This window comes from Staphylococcus sp. FSL W8-1270 (assembly GCF_038007165.1).
Lineage (GTDB): Bacteria > Bacillota > Bacilli > Staphylococcales > Staphylococcaceae > Staphylococcus > Staphylococcus hominis.
In genome coordinates, this window is record NZ_JBBOWQ010000001.1 from 2,106,594 (window position 1) to 2,124,197 (window position 17,604).

At 34.7% G+C, this 17,604-nt stretch carries 14 protein-coding genes, 8 tRNA genes and 2 rRNA genes; all 24 read right to left on the reverse strand.

From position 1 onward, the window contains the following. Nucleotides 1-280 precede the first annotated feature (280 nt). Nucleotides 281-1,831: ribosomal RNA gene (locus NSU06_RS10515) — 16S ribosomal RNA — on the reverse strand. Nucleotides 1,832-1,953: 122 nt separating this feature from the next. Beyond that, nucleotides 1,954-2,029, reverse strand: a tRNA-Ala gene (locus tag NSU06_RS10520). 15 nt (nt 2,030-2,044) lie between these two features. Then, a tRNA-Pro gene (locus tag NSU06_RS10525) sits at nt 2,045-2,118 on the reverse strand. 23 nt (nt 2,119-2,141) lie between these two features. Continuing rightward, nucleotides 2,142-2,218: transfer RNA gene (locus NSU06_RS10530), tRNA-Arg, on the reverse strand. A gap of 11 nt (nt 2,219-2,229) precedes the next feature. Further along, nucleotides 2,230-2,318 (reverse strand) — tRNA-Leu (locus NSU06_RS10535). 7 nt (nt 2,319-2,325) lie between these two features. Further along, a tRNA-Gly gene (locus NSU06_RS10540) sits at nt 2,326-2,400 on the reverse strand. A gap of 18 nt (nt 2,401-2,418) precedes the next feature. Next, a tRNA-Lys gene (locus NSU06_RS10545) sits at nt 2,419-2,491 on the reverse strand. A 5-nt stretch (nt 2,492-2,496) separates the two neighbouring features. Then, nucleotides 2,497-2,572 (reverse strand) — tRNA-Thr (locus tag NSU06_RS10550). Nucleotides 2,573-2,583: 11 nt separating this feature from the next. Beyond that, nucleotides 2,584-2,659, reverse strand: a tRNA-Val gene (locus tag NSU06_RS10555). A gap of 10 nt (nt 2,660-2,669) precedes the next feature. Beyond that, nucleotides 2,670-2,784, reverse strand: a 5S ribosomal RNA gene (gene rrf / locus NSU06_RS10560). Nucleotides 2,785-3,118: 334 nt separating this feature from the next. Beyond that, complete coding sequence (gene lysS, locus NSU06_RS10565; RefSeq protein ID WP_070517256.1) at nt 3,119-4,609, reverse strand: lysine--tRNA ligase; 1,491 nt, start codon at nt 4,607-4,609, stop codon at nt 3,119-3,121. Nucleotides 4,610-4,760: 151 nt separating this feature from the next. After that, nucleotides 4,761-5,240 carry a 2-amino-4-hydroxy-6-hydroxymethyldihydropteridine diphosphokinase gene (folK, locus tag NSU06_RS10570; protein ID WP_017176407.1) on the reverse strand — a complete coding sequence of 160 codons (480 nt, stop codon included), beginning with the start codon at nt 5,238-5,240 and terminating at the stop codon, nt 4,761-4,763. After that, nucleotides 5,240-5,605, reverse strand: a complete 366-nt coding sequence (folB, locus tag NSU06_RS10575; protein WP_017176408.1) for a dihydroneopterin aldolase — start codon at nt 5,603-5,605, stop codon at nt 5,240-5,242. The genes folK and folB overlap by 1 nt, the downstream gene beginning before the upstream one ends. Then, nucleotides 5,583-6,386, reverse strand: coding sequence for a dihydropteroate synthase (gene folP / locus NSU06_RS10580; RefSeq protein WP_048680149.1), 804 nt, complete (start codon nt 6,384-6,386; stop codon nt 5,583-5,585). Before folP ends, folB begins: the two co-directional genes overlap by 23 nt. Before the next feature lie 181 nt (nt 6,387-6,567). Further along, nucleotides 6,568-7,500 (reverse strand): cysteine synthase A, encoded by a 933-nt coding sequence (gene cysK, locus NSU06_RS10585; protein ID WP_002449949.1) that lies wholly within the window; start codon nt 7,498-7,500, stop codon nt 6,568-6,570. Between the two features lie 99 nt (nt 7,501-7,599). Next, a complete protein-coding gene (locus tag NSU06_RS10590) occupies nt 7,600-9,324 on the reverse strand; it encodes an IS1182 family transposase (protein ID WP_340779987.1) in 1,725 nt (574 codons plus the stop codon). 283 nt (nt 9,325-9,607) lie between these two features. After that, nucleotides 9,608-10,492: an Hsp33 family molecular chaperone HslO gene (gene hslO / locus NSU06_RS10595; protein ID WP_017176410.1), complete on the reverse strand. Its 885-nt coding sequence runs from the start codon at nt 10,490-10,492 to the stop codon at nt 9,608-9,610. Nucleotides 10,493-10,703: 211 nt separating this feature from the next. Next, nucleotides 10,704-12,836, reverse strand: coding sequence for an ATP-dependent zinc metalloprotease FtsH (gene ftsH / locus NSU06_RS10600; RefSeq protein ID WP_048762012.1), 2,133 nt, complete (start codon nt 12,834-12,836; stop codon nt 10,704-10,706). 283 nt (nt 12,837-13,119) lie between these two features. After that, nucleotides 13,120-13,659, reverse strand: a complete 540-nt coding sequence (hpt, locus tag NSU06_RS10605) for a hypoxanthine phosphoribosyltransferase (RefSeq protein ID WP_017176412.1) — start codon at nt 13,657-13,659, stop codon at nt 13,120-13,122. After that, a complete protein-coding gene (tilS, locus tag NSU06_RS10610; RefSeq protein ID WP_017176413.1) occupies nt 13,660-14,961 on the reverse strand; it encodes a tRNA lysidine(34) synthetase TilS in 1,302 nt (433 codons plus the stop codon). Between the two features lie 207 nt (nt 14,962-15,168). Continuing rightward, the gene (locus NSU06_RS10615) at nt 15,169-15,570 is read right to left on the reverse strand and encodes a S1 domain-containing RNA-binding protein (RefSeq protein WP_017176414.1); all 402 of its coding nucleotides are present in this window, start codon (nt 15,568-15,570) and stop codon (nt 15,169-15,171) included. A gap of 134 nt (nt 15,571-15,704) precedes the next feature. Then, nucleotides 15,705-16,100, reverse strand: a complete 396-nt coding sequence (divIC, locus tag NSU06_RS10620) for a cell division protein DivIC (RefSeq protein ID WP_017176415.1) — start codon at nt 16,098-16,100, stop codon at nt 15,705-15,707. A gap of 35 nt (nt 16,101-16,135) precedes the next feature. After that, a complete protein-coding gene (locus tag NSU06_RS10625; protein WP_017176416.1) occupies nt 16,136-16,417 on the reverse strand; it encodes an RNA-binding S4 domain-containing protein in 282 nt (93 codons plus the stop codon). Then, on the reverse strand, nt 16,414-17,604 hold the full coding sequence (locus tag NSU06_RS10630; RefSeq protein ID WP_017176417.1) for a MazG nucleotide pyrophosphohydrolase domain-containing protein: 1,191 nt from the start codon (nt 17,602-17,604) through the stop codon (nt 16,414-16,416). Before NSU06_RS10630 ends, NSU06_RS10625 begins: the two co-directional genes overlap by 4 nt.

The following is a 17,604-nucleotide window of genomic DNA, read 5'->3' on the forward strand; positions in this document are numbered from 1 at the left end:
GAGTGTTCTTTCGAACACTAGCGATTATTTTTTATGAATTCAAGCTTATTTAAAACTCTATTCACTCGGTTTTGCTTGGTAAAATCTATTTACTTACTTATCTAGTTTTCAATGTACAATGTCATTAATTAATAATCACAATTAAGTATTATAACAAAATATAATAGTCAATGCAATATTCAATTAATCATGAATGTTTAAAAATAAACATTCAAAACTGAATACAATATGTCACGTTAATCCGTATCATCTCTATGAGATGTTCCGAATATATCCTTAGAAAGGAGGTGATCCAGCCGCACCTTCCGATACGGCTACCTTGTTACGACTTCACCCCAATCATTTGTCCCACCTTCGACGGCTAGCTCCAAATGGTTACTCCACCGGCTTCGGGTGTTACAAACTCTCGTGGTGTGACGGGCGGTGTGTACAAGACCCGGGAACGTATTCACCGTAGCATGCTGATCTACGATTACTAGCGATTCCAGCTTCATGTAGTCGAGTTGCAGACTACAATCCGAACTGAGAACAACTTTATGGGATTTGCTTGACCTCGCGGTTTCGCTGCCCTTTGTATTGTCCATTGTAGCACGTGTGTAGCCCAAATCATAAGGGGCATGATGATTTGACGTCATCCCCACCTTCCTCCGGTTTGTCACCGGCAGTCAACTTAGAGTGCCCAACTTAATGATGGCAACTAAGCTTAAGGGTTGCGCTCGTTGCGGGACTTAACCCAACATCTCACGACACGAGCTGACGACAACCATGCACCACCTGTCACTTTGTCCCCCGAAGGGGAAACTTCTATCTCTAGAAGGGTCAAAGGATGTCAAGATTTGGTAAGGTTCTTCGCGTTGCTTCGAATTAAACCACATGCTCCACCGCTTGTGCGGGTCCCCGTCAATTCCTTTGAGTTTCAACCTTGCGGTCGTACTCCCCAGGCGGAGTGCTTAATGCGTTAGCTGCAGCACTAAGGGGCGGAAACCCCCTAACACTTAGCACTCATCGTTTACGGCGTGGACTACCAGGGTATCTAATCCTGTTTGATCCCCACGCTTTCGCACATCAGCGTCAGTTACAGACCAGAAAGTCGCCTTCGCCACTGGTGTTCCTCCATATCTCTGCGCATTTCACCGCTACACATGGAATTCCACTTTCCTCTTCTGCACTCAAGTTTTCCAGTTTCCAATGACCCTCCACGGTTGAGCCGTGGGCTTTCACATCAGACTTAAAAAACCGCCTACGCGCGCTTTACGCCCAATAATTCCGGATAACGCTTGCCACCTACGTATTACCGCGGCTGCTGGCACGTAGTTAGCCGTGGCTTTCTGATTAGGTACCGTCAAGACGTGCACAGTTACTTACACGTTTGTTCTTCCCTAATAACAGAGTTTTACGATCCGAAGACCTTCATCACTCACGCGGCGTTGCTCCGTCAGGCTTTCGCCCATTGCGGAAGATTCCCTACTGCTGCCTCCCGTAGGAGTCTGGACCGTGTCTCAGTTCCAGTGTGGCCGATCACCCTCTCAGGTCGGCTACGTATCGTTGCCTTGGTAAGCCGTTACCTTACCAACTAGCTAATACGGCGCAGGTCCATCTATAAGTGATAGCAAAGCCATCTTTCACTATCGAACCATGCGGTTCGAAATATTATCCGGTATTAGCTCCGGTTTCCCGAAGTTATCCCAGTCTTATAGGTAGGTTACCTACGTGTTACTCACCCGTCCGCCGCTAACGTCAAAGGAGCAAGCTCCTCGTCTGTTCGCTCGACTTGCATGTATTAGGCACGCCGCCAGCGTTCATCCTGAGCCAGGATCAAACTCTCCATAAAAATTTATGATGTTTGATTAGCTCATAATACTAAATAGTGTTTGTAACATTTAAGTTACTTTATTGGAATTAACGTTGACATATTGTCATTCAGTTTTCAATGTTCATTTGATATTAATTAAATGGTGGAGACTAGCGGGATCGAACCGCTGACCTCCTGCGTGCAAAGCAGGCGCTCTCCCAGCTGAGCTAAGCCCCCATATTTTTAAAGAAGTCGGGAAGACAGGATTCGAACCTGCGACCCCTTGGTCCCAAACCAAGTGCTCTACCAAGCTGAGCTACTTCCCGTATATTAAATTGATAATTTTAAATGGCGCGCCCGATAGGAGTCGAACCCATAACCTCTTGATCCGTAGTCAAACGCTCTATCCAGTTGAGCTACGGGCGCTATATTTAAATTGGTGCCGAGGACCGGAATCGAACCGGTACGGTGATCTCTCACCGCAGGATTTTAAGTCCTGTGCGTCTGCCAGTTCCGCCACCCCGGCAAAATAATGGAGCGGAAGACGGGATTCGAACCCGCGACCCCCACCTTGGCAAGGTGGTGTTCTACCACTGAACTACTTCCGCATATTAAAATAAATCGTATGAGCCATAGAGGATTCGAACCTCTGACCCTCTGATTAAAAGTCAGATGCTCTACCAACTGAGCTAATGGCTCAAAGATGGTGCCGGCCAGAGGACTTGAACCCCCAACCTACTGATTACAAGTCAGTTGCTCTACCAATTGAGCTAGGCCGGCTGAAAAGTAAATGGTGGAGAATGACGGGTTCGAACCGCCGACCCTCTGCTTGTAAGGCAGATGCTCTCCCAGCTGAGCTAATTCTCCTATCAAGTAAGCCTGGCAACGTCCTACTCTAGCGGAACGTCAGTCCAACTACCATCGGCGCTAAGGAGCTTAACTTCTGTGTTCGGCATGGAAACAGGTGTGACCTCCTTGCCATTGTCACCAGACAACAACTTACTTAAACAAGTATATTACTAATTAATTAATTTTTCAATAGTTAATTTTACACTTTATTAAAATTCTTTTTACAAGCGTTTTACAAAATTAACTTTCGTTTTTGACGACTTTTATATCTTATAATAAACAAAGTTTAATGTCAATAAGTTTTTAAAGATTTTTTAAATTAATTTTTAAAAAAGGATTTAATTTTTGAACACTCATAGTATACTACCACATCATATATATAATATCTAGTCCTTTTTTAATTAATTTTTTTCATTTTGTTTTTCATAAAAAAGCGTTGCTTACCTTAGCAAGCAACGCTTTTAATTTATATTGATCTTATTTTTGTCTCATGTAAGGGAATAATAATACATCTCTAATAGATGGTGAATCTGTTAACAACATAACTAAACGATCAATTCCAATTCCTAGTCCGCCTGTTGGTGGCATACCGTATTCAAGCGCTTCAATGTAATCTTCATCCATTTCATGAGCTTCATCGTTACCTTGTTCTTTTTCAACAAGTTGTGCTTCAAAACGTTCACGTTGATCGATTGGATCATTTAATTCTGTGAAAGCATTTGCATGTTCTCTACCTACAATAAACAACTCGAAACGATCAGTAAATCTTGGATCTTCTGGATTTTTCTTAGCAAGTGGAGAAATTTCAATTGGATGTCCATAAATAAATGTAGGTTGAATTAATGTTTCTTCAACTTTTTGTTCAAAGAATTCATTTAAAATATGTCCATATTTCATGTTTTCTGTAATTTCGATACCATGCTCTTTAGCTAATGCTTTAGCTTCTTCATCCGTTTTCACATTATAAAAGTTTACACCTGTAGCCTCTTTAACAGCGTCTACAATATGAAGTCGTTTCCAATCTGATTCTAAGTCAATTTCTTCGCCATTATATTGCACTTTTGCTGAACCTAATACAGTTTGTGCAATATGTCTAACCATAGATTCTGTTAAATCCATAATATCATGATAATCGGCATATGCTTCATATAACTCTATCATAGTAAACTCAGGATTATGGCGTGTTGATACACCTTCATTACGGAATACACGACCAATTTCATAAACTTTTTCTAATCCGCCTACAATTAATCGTTTTAAATGTAACTCTATCGCAATACGCATATATAACGTTGCATCTAGTGCATTATGATGGGTAACAAATGGTCGAGCTGCAGCACCACCAGCGATTTGATGCATCATTGGCGTTTCTACTTCTAAATAACCTCTTTGATTTAAATAATTTCTCATTTCTTGGATGATTTTACTACGGTTAATAAATGTACGAGTACTATCTTGGTTAGTAATTAAATCTAGATAACGTTGGCGATATCTTTGCTCAATATCTTGTAAACCATGAAATTTATCAGGTAATGGTCTTAAAGCTTTAGATAATAATGTAAATGATTTTGCTTTTACTGATAATTCGCCAGTATTTGTTTTAAACATGACACCTTCAATACCTACAATGTCACCTAAATCCGTTGTTTTCCAAAGGTTATCAAAAGGTTCTTCGCCAATTTGATCTTTACGTACATAAATTTGAATTTGACCAGTTAAATCTTGTACATGTGCAAATCCTGCTTTACCTTTACCACGTTTTGTCATTAAACGCCCTGCAATAGAAACATGACTTTCGTTTTCTTTTTCATGTAATTCTTCTTTAGAAAAATGATCCCATTTTTCTTTTAATTCACTTGCAGTAGCTGTGCGTTCAAAGCGTTTACCAAATGGGTCAATTCCTAAATCAATAAGTTCTTGTAATTTTTGTCGACGAACCTGCATTTGGTCATTCATTTCTTCTGACATTACTCTCTCTCCTTTAATCTTCCTGTTTTACTATTAATGGATGTTATGTACTTATTAAAAATATTTTCCATTCACTATTTTATACATAGTCACATAGTTAAATTCTTAAAATATATTTATATCTTAAGAATTTAAGCACTTATCTTAGCACTTAATCTTTATATTTCTTAACCGTATCATCTGGAAAAACTAAATCATGAATTTTCTGATTTAATCGTGGATCCTTTTTGTCCGATGCAATATCGTTCAACGGTATAAGTACAAAAGCACGTTCTTGCATTCGTGGGTGAGGTATACTTAAATTGTCTGTTTCAATAATATTATCACTATATAATAAGATATCTATATCTAATGTTCTAGGACCCCAACGTATTTCTCTTACTCGATGCAGTTGTTGTTCAATGTCTAAACAATGCTTAAGCAATTGCTGAGGTGACAACTCTGTTTCAATCTCTAAACACAAATTCAAGAAATTAGGCTGATCAGTATAGCCAATCGGTGCAGTTTCATATATCGATGATTGTTTTGTTACCTTTATACCCTTAATGTTTCCAATTAAATCAATTGCCTTAAGAAGTTGTTGTTTTCTATCACCAATATTACTTCCTAAACCTAAATATGCTTGTACCATTAACGATTCTCCCTCACTATTTCAATACCCACACCATCGTAATGACCAGGTATAGGGGGATTTTCTTTAGTGATTCTGACTTTCGTTTCCATTACACGATTATAGTGTGAATTTATACGTTTTGCAATACGTTCAGCTAGATGCTCGATTAAATTGCAAGGTGGACCTTCAACAATATCTTTTACATCCTCAAATACTTCACCATAATGCACAGTATCTTTAACATTATCTGTCTGCCCCGCTTTTGATAAGTCTACTTTTAAAGTTACGTCTACTAAAAAAATTTGACCTATTTCATTCTCAGCTGCGAGTGCACCATGATATCCATAAAACTTCATCCCTTTAAGAAAGATCATGTCGTTCATTTTCATTCTCCTTCAAAAAATCTATACCTTGAGCTAAACGTACATTTAATTCAACATTATGTACGCGAACTGCTTTTATGCCTTTCATTATACCATAGGCAGTAGTAGCAGCAGTGGCCTCATCTCTTTCTTTAGGTGTCGTATCAGTAGAAATCATCTCTCTAATAAAACGTTTACGACTTGTCGCTAATAAAACTGGATACTCTGTAGCAACTAATTCATCTAATCGAGCCATTACTTCATTTTCTTCTTTTCTACTTTTGGCAAATCCAATTCCAGGATCTAACCATATTTTATGTTTTGGAATCCCTGCCATTTCTGCTTTATTTGCTTGCTTTATAAGTGTTAATAGCATTTCTTCTACAACTGGTTGGTCACGTTGGCCATCTCCATTATGCATTAACACAATTTCCGCTTCATATTTAGCAACTACATCTAAAATATGAGGATCATATAACCCAGCCCATTGGTCATTAATCATTGTGGCCCCTAATCTTAGACAAGCTTCAGCAACTTCACTGCGATATGTATCTATGGAAATTTGTACATTTAGTTTTACTAATTCTTCTACAACTGGCACTACACGTTGCATTTCTTCTTCTAAAGACACTTCTGTGTGCCCAGGTCTTGTTGATACGCCTCCTACATCAATAATATCTACGCCTTCATCAATCATTTCTTTAGCACGTGTAACTGCGTTATCAATTGAATTATACTGACCACCATCTGAAAATGAATCAGGCGTTACATTTAAGATTCCCATAATTTTTGTTTTACCCACTATCAATCATCCTTTGTTTTAAAAATAAATATGTATACTCACATGATACACTCATTTAGTCTATATTTCAGTATTGTTAACTAAAAGAACCTTTATACTAAAAAATAGCTGGCTCCGCCTTTTACGAAACCAGCCATTTCTTATTTAAAACATGATATTCAAATATCAACTTATATCATCATTAGTCATCGAATGAATATAATGGTGTAGATAAGTAACGTTCACCATTACTTGGTAATACTGTTACAACTGTTTTACCTTTACCTAACTCTTTTGCTTTTTCGATTGCTGCATAAATTGCTGCGCCTGAAGAAATACCTGCTAAGATACCTTCTTCTTTAGCCACACGACGTGATGTTTCCATTGCAGTTTCATTACCAACTTTAATGATACTATCATAAATATTAGTATTTAAAGTATCAGGTACAAAGCCAGCACCTAAACCTTGTAATTTATGTGGTCCAGGTTCTCCACCACTTAATACAGGAGATCCTTCTGGTTCAATTGCTACAATTTCAACGTTAGGATATTTCTCTTTTAAGACTTTACCTACACCAGATAGTGTACCGCCAGTACCAACACCTGCTAAGAAAGCATCAATTTGTTTGCCTTCAAATTGTTCAACTAATTCAGGACCAGTTGTTAATGCATGTACTTCAGGGTTAGCTGGATTTTCAAATTGTTGAGGTTCGAAATAACCATGTTCTTCTTTCAATTCTTTAGCTTTCTTAATAGCACCTTTCATTGCTTCAGATCCAGGTGTTAACACTAATTCCGCACCATATGCTTTTAATAAGTTGCGACGTTCAGAACTCATTGTTTCAGGCATAGTAAATACTGCTTTATAACCTTTAGCTGCACAAACAAATGCTAAACCAATACCAGTATTACCACTTGTTGGTTCTACAATTGTATCACCAGGTTTAATTTTCCCTTCTTTTTCAGCTTTTTCAATCATTGCTAAAGCAATACGGTCTTTTACAGAGCCACCTGGATTTTGATACTCTAATTTTACATATACATCTGCCGCATCTTCATCTACTACGTTTCTTAATTTTACTACCGGTGTGTTGCCAATAATTTGTGTAATATTTTCTACAGGTTTTTGTGCCATCGAAAAAACGCTCCTTTAACTTTCTAATTTAAAACTTAGTTTTTCTATCGGATATAACTATATTCTATCAGAATTTTCTAAAAAGACAAAGATATTTCTTTAAATATGATGTAATATTTTACTTTCATTAGTTACATTTAGTTCTTCCCATAAAAAAAGAGTTCGGGACATAAAGTATCTGGATAAGTGAAAAAAGACAATTTCTATTGAAATAATATAGAAATTGTCTTTTTTATAATTTTTTTGATTATTTTCAGCTCGTTGAGCTGTTACTTTTCTTATATTAAGTGCCATTAGCACAAATCCTAGTTCTCTTTTGGCTTTATTTATCCCTCGAACGGACATTCGAGTGAAACCCAAAATAGCCTTCATAAATCCAAAAACAGGCTCCACATCAATTTTTCTTTGACTGTAGATGGTTTTTATTTTTGGTTCTGAAAGCTTTTTATTAATTTGGGCTTTAAAATATTCCCAATTATAATTTTTCATTATTTTTTTATTCGTTTTTGAATTGTATTTCATGCATTGGTGTCTCAGAGGACATTCTGAACAATCATCACATTCATATAATTTGAAGTCTCTCTTAAACCCATATTTATCATGCCGATAGGCATATCTTTTAAAACCCAATCGCTTATTGTTTGGACAAATATATTCATCGTTAATTTCGTCATAATCCCAATTTTGAGTGTTAAAGATGTCGCTTTTATATTTTTTAGTTTTATCTTTTATAAACATACCGTAGGTTATAAGTGGTATTCGATTAAAATCATCTATAATTGCCATATAATTGGGCTCGCTACCATAACCTGCATCAGCTACAATATATTCAGGTAAATGACCGTAGGTCTCTTGAATTGAATTTAAAAATGGTATCATCGTTCTTGTATCAGTCGGATTTTGATACACATTATAAGATAAAACGAATTGAGAATTTGTCGCTATTTGTAAATTATAACCTGGCTTGAGTTGTCCATTTTTCATATGATCTTCTTTCATTCTCATAAATGTGGCATCATGATCTGTTTTAGAATAACTATTTCTATCCTTTAAAATAGATTTTTGGACGTCGTATTTATACTTTCGCCCAGAGTAATCATTAATTTGCTTTTTATATTGTTTAATTTTAGTTCTTTTGAGCCGTATTTGTTTTCTTATTTTAGTACATTTTTCATTATCGATATGTTGATTTAAATCTTCGATTTCTTTATCCAAATGACTACCAATCAAATCTATTTCTTCCTTTGTTAAGTCATTATCGTGATCTTTTTTAATCTCAGGTATAATTTTATTTGTTACCAATTCGTGATAGAGTGCTTTAGAATCTTCATTCATCTTTGTCTCATGGTTTTGAATACTTTTTTTCCATACAAATGTATATCGATTGGCATTCGCCTCAACTTTCGTACCATCAATAAAAATGGTTTGATCATCTATAAGATGTTGTTTCAAACACTGACTATGAAATTGAATAAATAATGATTCTAATAAAGCATCTACTTTTGGATTGACTCTAAATCGATTAATCGTTTTATAAGAAGGCTTTTGATTTTGTGATAACCACATCATCCGGATGCTATCATTAAGTAATTTTTCTATCTTACGTCCTGAAAACACAGATTGTGTGTAGGCATATAGAATGACTTTTAACATCATTTTGGGATGGTATGAGGTTGCACCACGATGATGTCTGAATTCATCGAATTCAGTTTTAGGAATTGTTTCTACAATATCATTGACATGTCGTGAAATATCATTTGTGGGGATAAGAACTGAAGTTTCCAATGGTAGAGTAAGTTGAGTCATGTTATAATCTTTATACATAAGGCACCTCGTTAATTTAGTTTAGTGACATTTATTAAATTATACGAAAGTGCCTTATTTTTTTAAAGTATTTCAATGTAAAATTACATATAAATACAAAGTATTTTGGCGAGACTCTTGAGGGAACAGGACAAGTTGAAGACTACAGGCTGAAGCTGTCCCCTAAGAAAACGAGCCAACAATACGTAGTATTGTAAATAAAGAAGCCAGTAAATGAATTTATAATAAACTCATTTACTGGCTAATTTGTTAGAAATTATGTCCCAGCCTCATCAACATTCTACTATTTTTTTATTGTATCAAGTAGTTCTTGAAGTTCGCCTTCAGAATAATGATATTTATTTCCACAGAAATGACACACGGCCTCAGCACCATGATCTTCTTTAATCATATCTTCAATTTCTGCTTCACCTAAACCTTTAATTGCATTTAGGAATTTTTCATGACTACAATTACATTCAAATTGTGCATCCATTGTTTCCAAAATTTGTACATTCTCTTCACCTAAAATTTCATTTAAGATACCTTCTGGTGTTAAGCCTTGTTCAATCAATTTAGAAACTGGCTGCATTTGGTTAATTGCATTTTCTAATTTAGTAATAGTTTCTTCTTTAGCGCCTGGCATGACTTGTATAATAAATCCACCCGCTGCTTTAATAGAATTATCAGGGTTAACAAGTACCCCTAATCCCACTGATGACGGTGTTTGTTCACTTGTCGCAAAATAATAAGTGAAATCTTCTCCAAGCTCACCAGAAACGATTGGACTTGCGCCTGAGAAATAATCTTTCATTCCTACATCCTTAACGACTTGAATTGCACCCTCAGTACCTACTGCTCGTCTTACATCCAATTTACCTTGATCATTAAGTGGAAAATGGGTTTGAGGATGGTCAACATATGCACGGACATTTCCTTGTGCATCTGCATCAGCAATAATTCGACCAATTGGGCCCTTACCATCTACTGTGACAGTAAGCTTTTGATCTCCTTTTAACATTGCCCCCATTAATAACGTTGCTGTCATTGTTCTCCCCATCGCTGCTGAAGCTGTAGGCCATGTATAGTGACGTGTTTGGCCTTCTTGAACTGATTCAGTTGTTAATGCAGCATACGCACGTACTTCTCCATCAAAAGCCAATGATTTAACAATATAATCATGTGTCATTACTCTAATCTCTCCTTTATGTTATTTTATTTCGTTTGTTTCATTTATTTTAAAATCTAATATTAAATCCTTTATTAAGAATATCTATTTTACACTGCTTATTTAAGAATATGAAGTAACTTGCTCTAGGGTATATAATGCTCCTATATCATATTAAAAACTCTTTCGATTAAGGTTATTTAACCCGAGTCGAAAGAGTTTTTATGACTAACTATGATTCTCTATGATTTGAATCTGTTGGATGCTCTATATTTGGAGATTGTTCATAACCTGTTTCATCTCTATCATTTCGTTGTGAATGATTTTGAGATTGATTACGGTCTGAACGATGATTGTTTCTATCATGATCGATTCTGTCATCTTCTCTGCGGTCTTCTGCTTCATCTTTACGACCTTCTTCAAGTTGTTCTTCACGAATGTCATCATAAGATTTACCATATTTACCGTTTGAGAACTCAGAATCATCTCTATCTTCATCTTTTACCACTTTAGCTGCATCATAATCCACTGTTGGTAAAACACCATCATAGAATAATGAACGTATTTGTTCTGCTACTAGTGTTTCTTCAGTTAATAATGTTTTAGCAATCAGTTTCAATTGTGATTCATGTTCTAATAAAATTTGTTTACAACGTTCATATTGTTCTTTAATAATACGTTGAACTTCTTTATCAATTTCATAAGCAATTTGGCCTGAATAGTTAGGTTCACCTTGCATATCTTTACCTAAGAAGACTTGACCGCCACCGCTTGTAGAGAATTGTAAAGGTCCTAATTTCTTACTCATACCATATTCAGTGACCATTGAACGTGCAATTTGTGTTGCTCTTTCAAAGTCGTTTGAAGCACCAGTTGATACTTCATGGAAGTTAATATCTTCAGATACACGACCACCTAAAAGACCACAAATTTTATCTAACAATTCTGGTTCTGTCATTAAGAAGCGGTCTTGTTTAGGTAACATCATTGCGTAACCACCTGCTTGTCCACGAGGCACAATCGTTACTTTGTGTACAACTTCTGCTTCATCAAGTACCATACCAATGACTGTATGCCCTGCTTCATGATGTGCTACAATATTACGTTCTTTATCAGAAATAACACGAGATTTTTTCGCTGGACCCGCAATCACTCGGTCTGTTGCTTCTTCAATATCACGCATATCAATTTTATTTTTACCTTCACGTGCGGCAATTAATGATGCTTCGTTCAATAGGTTTTCTAAATCAGCACCAGAGAAACCAGGCGTTCTTTGAGAAATAGCTTTTAAATCGACAGTTTCATCAAGTGGTTTGTTTTTAGCATGAACATGAAGAATCGCTTCACGGCCTTTAACATCTGGACGACCTACTTGAATTTGTCTATCGAAACGACCAGGACGTAATAATGCAGGGTCTAAAATGTCAGGACGGTTGGTTGCTGCAATCATAATGATACCTTCATTCTCACCGAAACCATCCATTTCAACTAATAATTGGTTAAGCGTTTGTTCACGTTCATCGTGACCGCCACCAACACCTGCACCACGTTGACGACCAACAGCATCAATTTCGTCTATGAAAATAATACATGGTGCATTTTTCTTAGCATTTTCAAATAAATCACGTACTCGACTTGCACCAACACCTACAAACATTTCAACGAAGTCAGAACCACTGATTGAGAAGAATGGAGCTCCAGCTTCACCTGCAACGGCACGTGCTAATAATGTTTTACCTGTACCTGGTGGGCCTACAAGTAAGACACCTTTAGGAATTCTTGAACCCATTTTCTTAAATTTCTTATTATCTTTTAAGAAATCTACAATTTCAATTAACTCTTGTTTTTCTTCGTCTGCCCCAGCAACATCTGAGAAGCGAACACGACGTTTTTGATTGTCGTACATTTTTGCTTTGGATTTACCAAAGTTCATCATACGACCTCCACCGCCGCCACCTTGTGCTTGGCTAAGGAAGAATATAAATAAGAAAGCAATAATTAATACAGGAATAAGCGTTGTCAACATACTGACAAAGACACTTTGTTTTTCTTCTTCTTTAACTGTAAAATCTAATCCTTTTTGGCTACGAGCTTCACTTGTTATTTTTTGTAAATCTTTTTCGTTATTGTATAAAATCGTTGAAGAATAATCTTCATCATTTTTAGTTTTACCACTTACCAAGTACACATTTTGTTCAGGTTGGATTTCTAAAGTTTTAAGATCACCTTTATCCAATTTCTCTACAAACTGTGAATAGGAAAGTTGTTTCGGTGTATTTCCATTACCATTGATATATGAGAAAACACCGAATATAATAACGCCAATAATTGCGATAACTAGCACATTGCGAAAAGCTTTCTGCATGCGTCATTTCCTCCTATTTCTATAATAAAGCTAACAAAAATTGTAACATAATCTAGCTTATAAAGGCTAGTATTTCAACTTTTGTAGCGCTTTTCTAATTCTAGTTAATTATTTTATATTCATCATTTACTCATTCTTTGTTTTCGGCTTTACATATCTATGTATAGTCGTTTCACAAAATGACAATTTTGAATATAAAATGAGTCTACACTAATTTATATCGTTAGTATAGTTATTATATTTAAAAATCTATCTATTGTATTTGCTAATACATTATAAAATTTTATTTATTGTAAATTTCCGGTTTTAATGTACCAATGTAAGGAAGATTTCGATAATGCTCAGCATAATCTAAACCATATCCTACTACAAACTCATCAGGTATTTTTTTGCCAACGTATTTGGCTTCAATATCCGCTTTACGACGGTTCGGTTTATCTAACAATGTAACGATTTCTAATGAGTTAACTTTGCGTGATTGTAGTAATTCAGTAATTGATTTTAAAGTTGTACCTGTTTCTAAAATATCTTCAATAATAAGTACATCTTTGTTTTCAATAGAAGCACTTAAGTCTTTTAAAATTTGTACTTCTCCTGTTGATTCTGTACCACCGTGATAACTTGAAACATCCATAAAATCAATTGCTAAATGTGTATCAATACGTTTAATTAAATCTGCCATAAACATAACTGAACCTTTAAGGATACCAACACAAACAAGTGGTTTATCTTTGTAATCTCTCGTTAATTGTTCACCTAAATCTTTACAAATTTCTTGGATTTCTTCTTCAGTTAATAAAATATCTTTTAAATCATCTTTCATTTATGAGTCATCTCCAATTTTTTTAATATCTATTATATGTTTAAAGCTTGTCGCCACATAAAGTTGTCCTATAGCTATCACTCGTTGTTTTGCATCTAAAATGATAGGTATTTGTGTACGTTCTATGCTATCAATTTTTTTATCAATAAATAAACGACTTACTTTTTTATGTCCATGACTACCATTTAACTTAAACTTATCTCCATCTCTACGTGTTCGAATCGTTAGAGGCCAATCTATTGCTTCATCATTCTCATTTGGATGAATTGTAATTAAATAATGACCAAATTGATATGTATAAGGATGTGTAACAATTTGTTCTTCAAGTAGAGATTGTTCATAATGAGCCATTATTATAAATTTATCATATGCAATTTGAATTATCCATTTTTCAGTGAGGGGAATTTTAATTTGAGATTGTTTACTCTCAATTTGTTCGAACCATTCATTATAATTTTTTTCTGAAAACGATTTATTTAACTGAAGCATCTCAAATAAACGATCTAATAAAATCATTTTTGAAATTTCATCTAGTTGATTAAAAGACGCTCGAGATAATTGTATACGTTCTTTATTAAGGTGAAAGTTAACATGTTGTTCTATAAAACAACTTATTCGTTGTTGTGTAAGTTGTAATTGCATATCATGCCAATGTTTCAACTTTAATAATTGTTCCACATTGAAGTCCTTATTTTCATCAATAGCTGGTAAAAGTCGATTGCGAATGTCATTTCTTGCATATTTATTATGGTGATTAGATTCATCTTCATAAAAAGGCACATGGTGAATGGTTTGATATTGTTTTATATCATTTTTATATGTCTCTATCAGAGGACGACAAATAAAATAATGATTTCGCTCAGTACATTCATTCATCCCTAATGAATTGCGTGTTGATCGACCAGTAAAAACGCGATAAAAAATCGTTTCAAGTTGATCATTTAAATGATGAGCAGTTAATAACACATCAGCATTTATCTTACTCATCATCTCATCAAACCATTGATAACGTAAATCTCTCGCTTCAGATTGAATACTTTTTCCTTTTTCTACTATTTTAGATAAATCTAACTGTTTAACATAACAGGGGATTTGATGTTGCTTGCAGAATTGTTTAATAAATCGTTCTTCTTCGACAGATGCATCTCTCAAACCATGATTTACATGCAAGCATGTTATAGATTGATATGAATGTGATAAGTCATTTAATAATTTATATAATAAACACATACTATCAATCCCTGTAGATACTGCAACAGCTAAATGATCCGTCTTTTTCCAAAGAGACGTTTTCACTTTCACATTACTGAACCTCCTGACTTAGGCTAAATAATTGATATAACGAAAAAAGAGTGAGATAGAACTTTAATTTCAGTTCTTTATCTCACCCCTGGCATAGATCTTACATGATCTTATGCCCTTAAGTTATTATCAATACATATTAATCTAGAATAAATGATTGGAACCAGGGCTCCGTTAACTTAGCTATATTTATTCACACAGATATAATTAACGTCTAGATCCTTTACCACCACGTCTTGATTCTGTTTGACGTTTAATAGAAGTCAATTTGTCTTCACTGTCTTTTAAGAAATTACTTAATTTCTTTTCAAAATCTTCTGCTTTTTGTTGAGGCGGTTTATTTTGATTAGATTTGTGATGTGGACGACGAGGACGATCTTTCGCTTTTTTAATTGAGAGACTGATTTTACCATCATCTGCAATAGATAAAACTTTTACCTCCACTTCATCTCCAACTGATAAATGATCTTCTACATTTTCAACATAATTATCAGCAACTTCACTAATATGAACTAAGCCACTTTTACCTTCAGGTAATTCTACAAACGCACCAAATTTTTTGATACCTGTCACTTTACCTTTTAGCTTGTTTCCTACTTCGATTGACATATTCTAAATAAATCCTCCCGATAATGTTTCAATTTTAACCTTATTATATTCCTGTTTTAAAATTTACACAATGCTATAAAACGATTATTTTAAATTAAGCGTTTTACTTTAATTTTTAAAGTTGCCTACTCTTTTTAATTATTACTAGAGGATTTAGAATTAGACGATGATTTATCATTAGGCAATTTAAAAATAATTTCTCCATTGTTACTTAAATAATAGTCATCTCGAGCAACTTTCTCTATATAATCTTTATCGTTAAGATTATTAAGCTCTTCTTTTAATGCTATTTCCTCATCTTGTTTCTTCTGAAATTGTTCTTCTTTATGCTTTCGTTCTATTGTTGCTTGATTGTTACTTTGTTTTTGGAAGACAAGCATGATAGATAGAATAATAATAATCGCTAATAATAATCCTCCAAAAACTGTTACTCTTCGACGAACGACACGCATTCGTTTTTGTTGACGTTGTTTCTTTCGATTTCGTTCTGAAGTATATTGATTATCAATATGTTCTACCTTTTTACTCATAACTTGTCACCTCCTTTAAACGTTTCAATCATAGACTACACTTCTTCAGATTGTGCAGATGGTTGAACTCGTTCTTCTTTAATCAGTTCATACATATTTTTAGCATTTTCTTTTGAGGCATGTTCACTTAATCCAGTTACTTTAACCGTTACACGTTTTTGTCCAAAACGAATGACTAATTCGTCTTCCACTTTTACATCTGTGCCAGCTTTAGCTACATTACCGTTAATTGTTACACGTCCTTGATCACTAATTTCTTTAGCAAGTGTACGACGTTTTACAAGTCTTGATACTTTTAAATATTTATCTAATCTCATTTATCATTCTCCCCTTGTTGTAAATAATTTTTAAGGGTTTCTTCATTAAAATCCTTATTTTTGGTTTTATCATACAATGTCATAAAATGGTCTGCAAATACTTTCTCAAATTTCACACGAGGTATTTTACCTTCTTTTGCTTTTGCATTCTTCCAGACATCATTTAAATCTTCTATTGTTTCAACTGTTTTATCTCCGAATATGTGAGGATGTCGACGAATCATTTTAGCATTTAAACTTTCAATAACTTCTTTAATATCCATATATCCTTCTTTTTTACCAATACTCGCATGAAGTAGCACTTGTAATAAGATATCTCCGAGTTCTTCAATCATATGCCAATCATCTTCATTATCTATTGCTTCAAACAATTCAAATGTTTCTTCTAATAAATAACGTTTAAGTGATTCGTGCGTTTGCACACGATCCCACGGACAGCCTTTTTCATCATCCACTAGATGGTCAATAATATAAACTGCAAAATCAAAATCAGTATACATATCTTCATCACGCGTTATTTTAGGCACAAATACACTTGTCAGATTGTTAAACATATCCTCATTATGATCTAACTCAAATAACGGTACTTCTAATACTTTAGCGCCTTGACTATTAGCGCCTGTAACTATCTTCACTTTAAAATCGTCTGGATAACGTTCCATTAATGTGAGTTTAACATCTGCTGCAATCATCGCACTATATACTTGTGTAATGAGAGTATGTGTTCGAATATTTAATGTGTTTTCTTTCAAAATAGTACCATCTAATAATGTAAATCCATCATTAGGATCTTCATCGATTGCGACAAATATATCATCTATAAAACTTTTCCCACCTAAAATCTTTACATGTATATCATCATTATTTTTATTGTAATCAAGTAATTTAGCAGTCGTCGTTTCAGCTACACGAGGATGTCCAGGCACTACGTAAACAGTATCTTGTATACGCGTTTCTTCTATTAAAGTTTCAACAATATGTTGATACACCGCTTCAAATTGATCATACTTTTCGTACACGTCATCAAAGCTTTTAAATTCAATGTCACTTTTTAAATCTTTAATAACAGGATGTTCGAGTGTCCTTGCATATACACTCTGTTGCTGTTTCAAAAAGCGATAGACACCTAAAGGTAAATCATCCATACTATGATTGCCTATACCAACAATGGTAAGGGTATGCGTCAT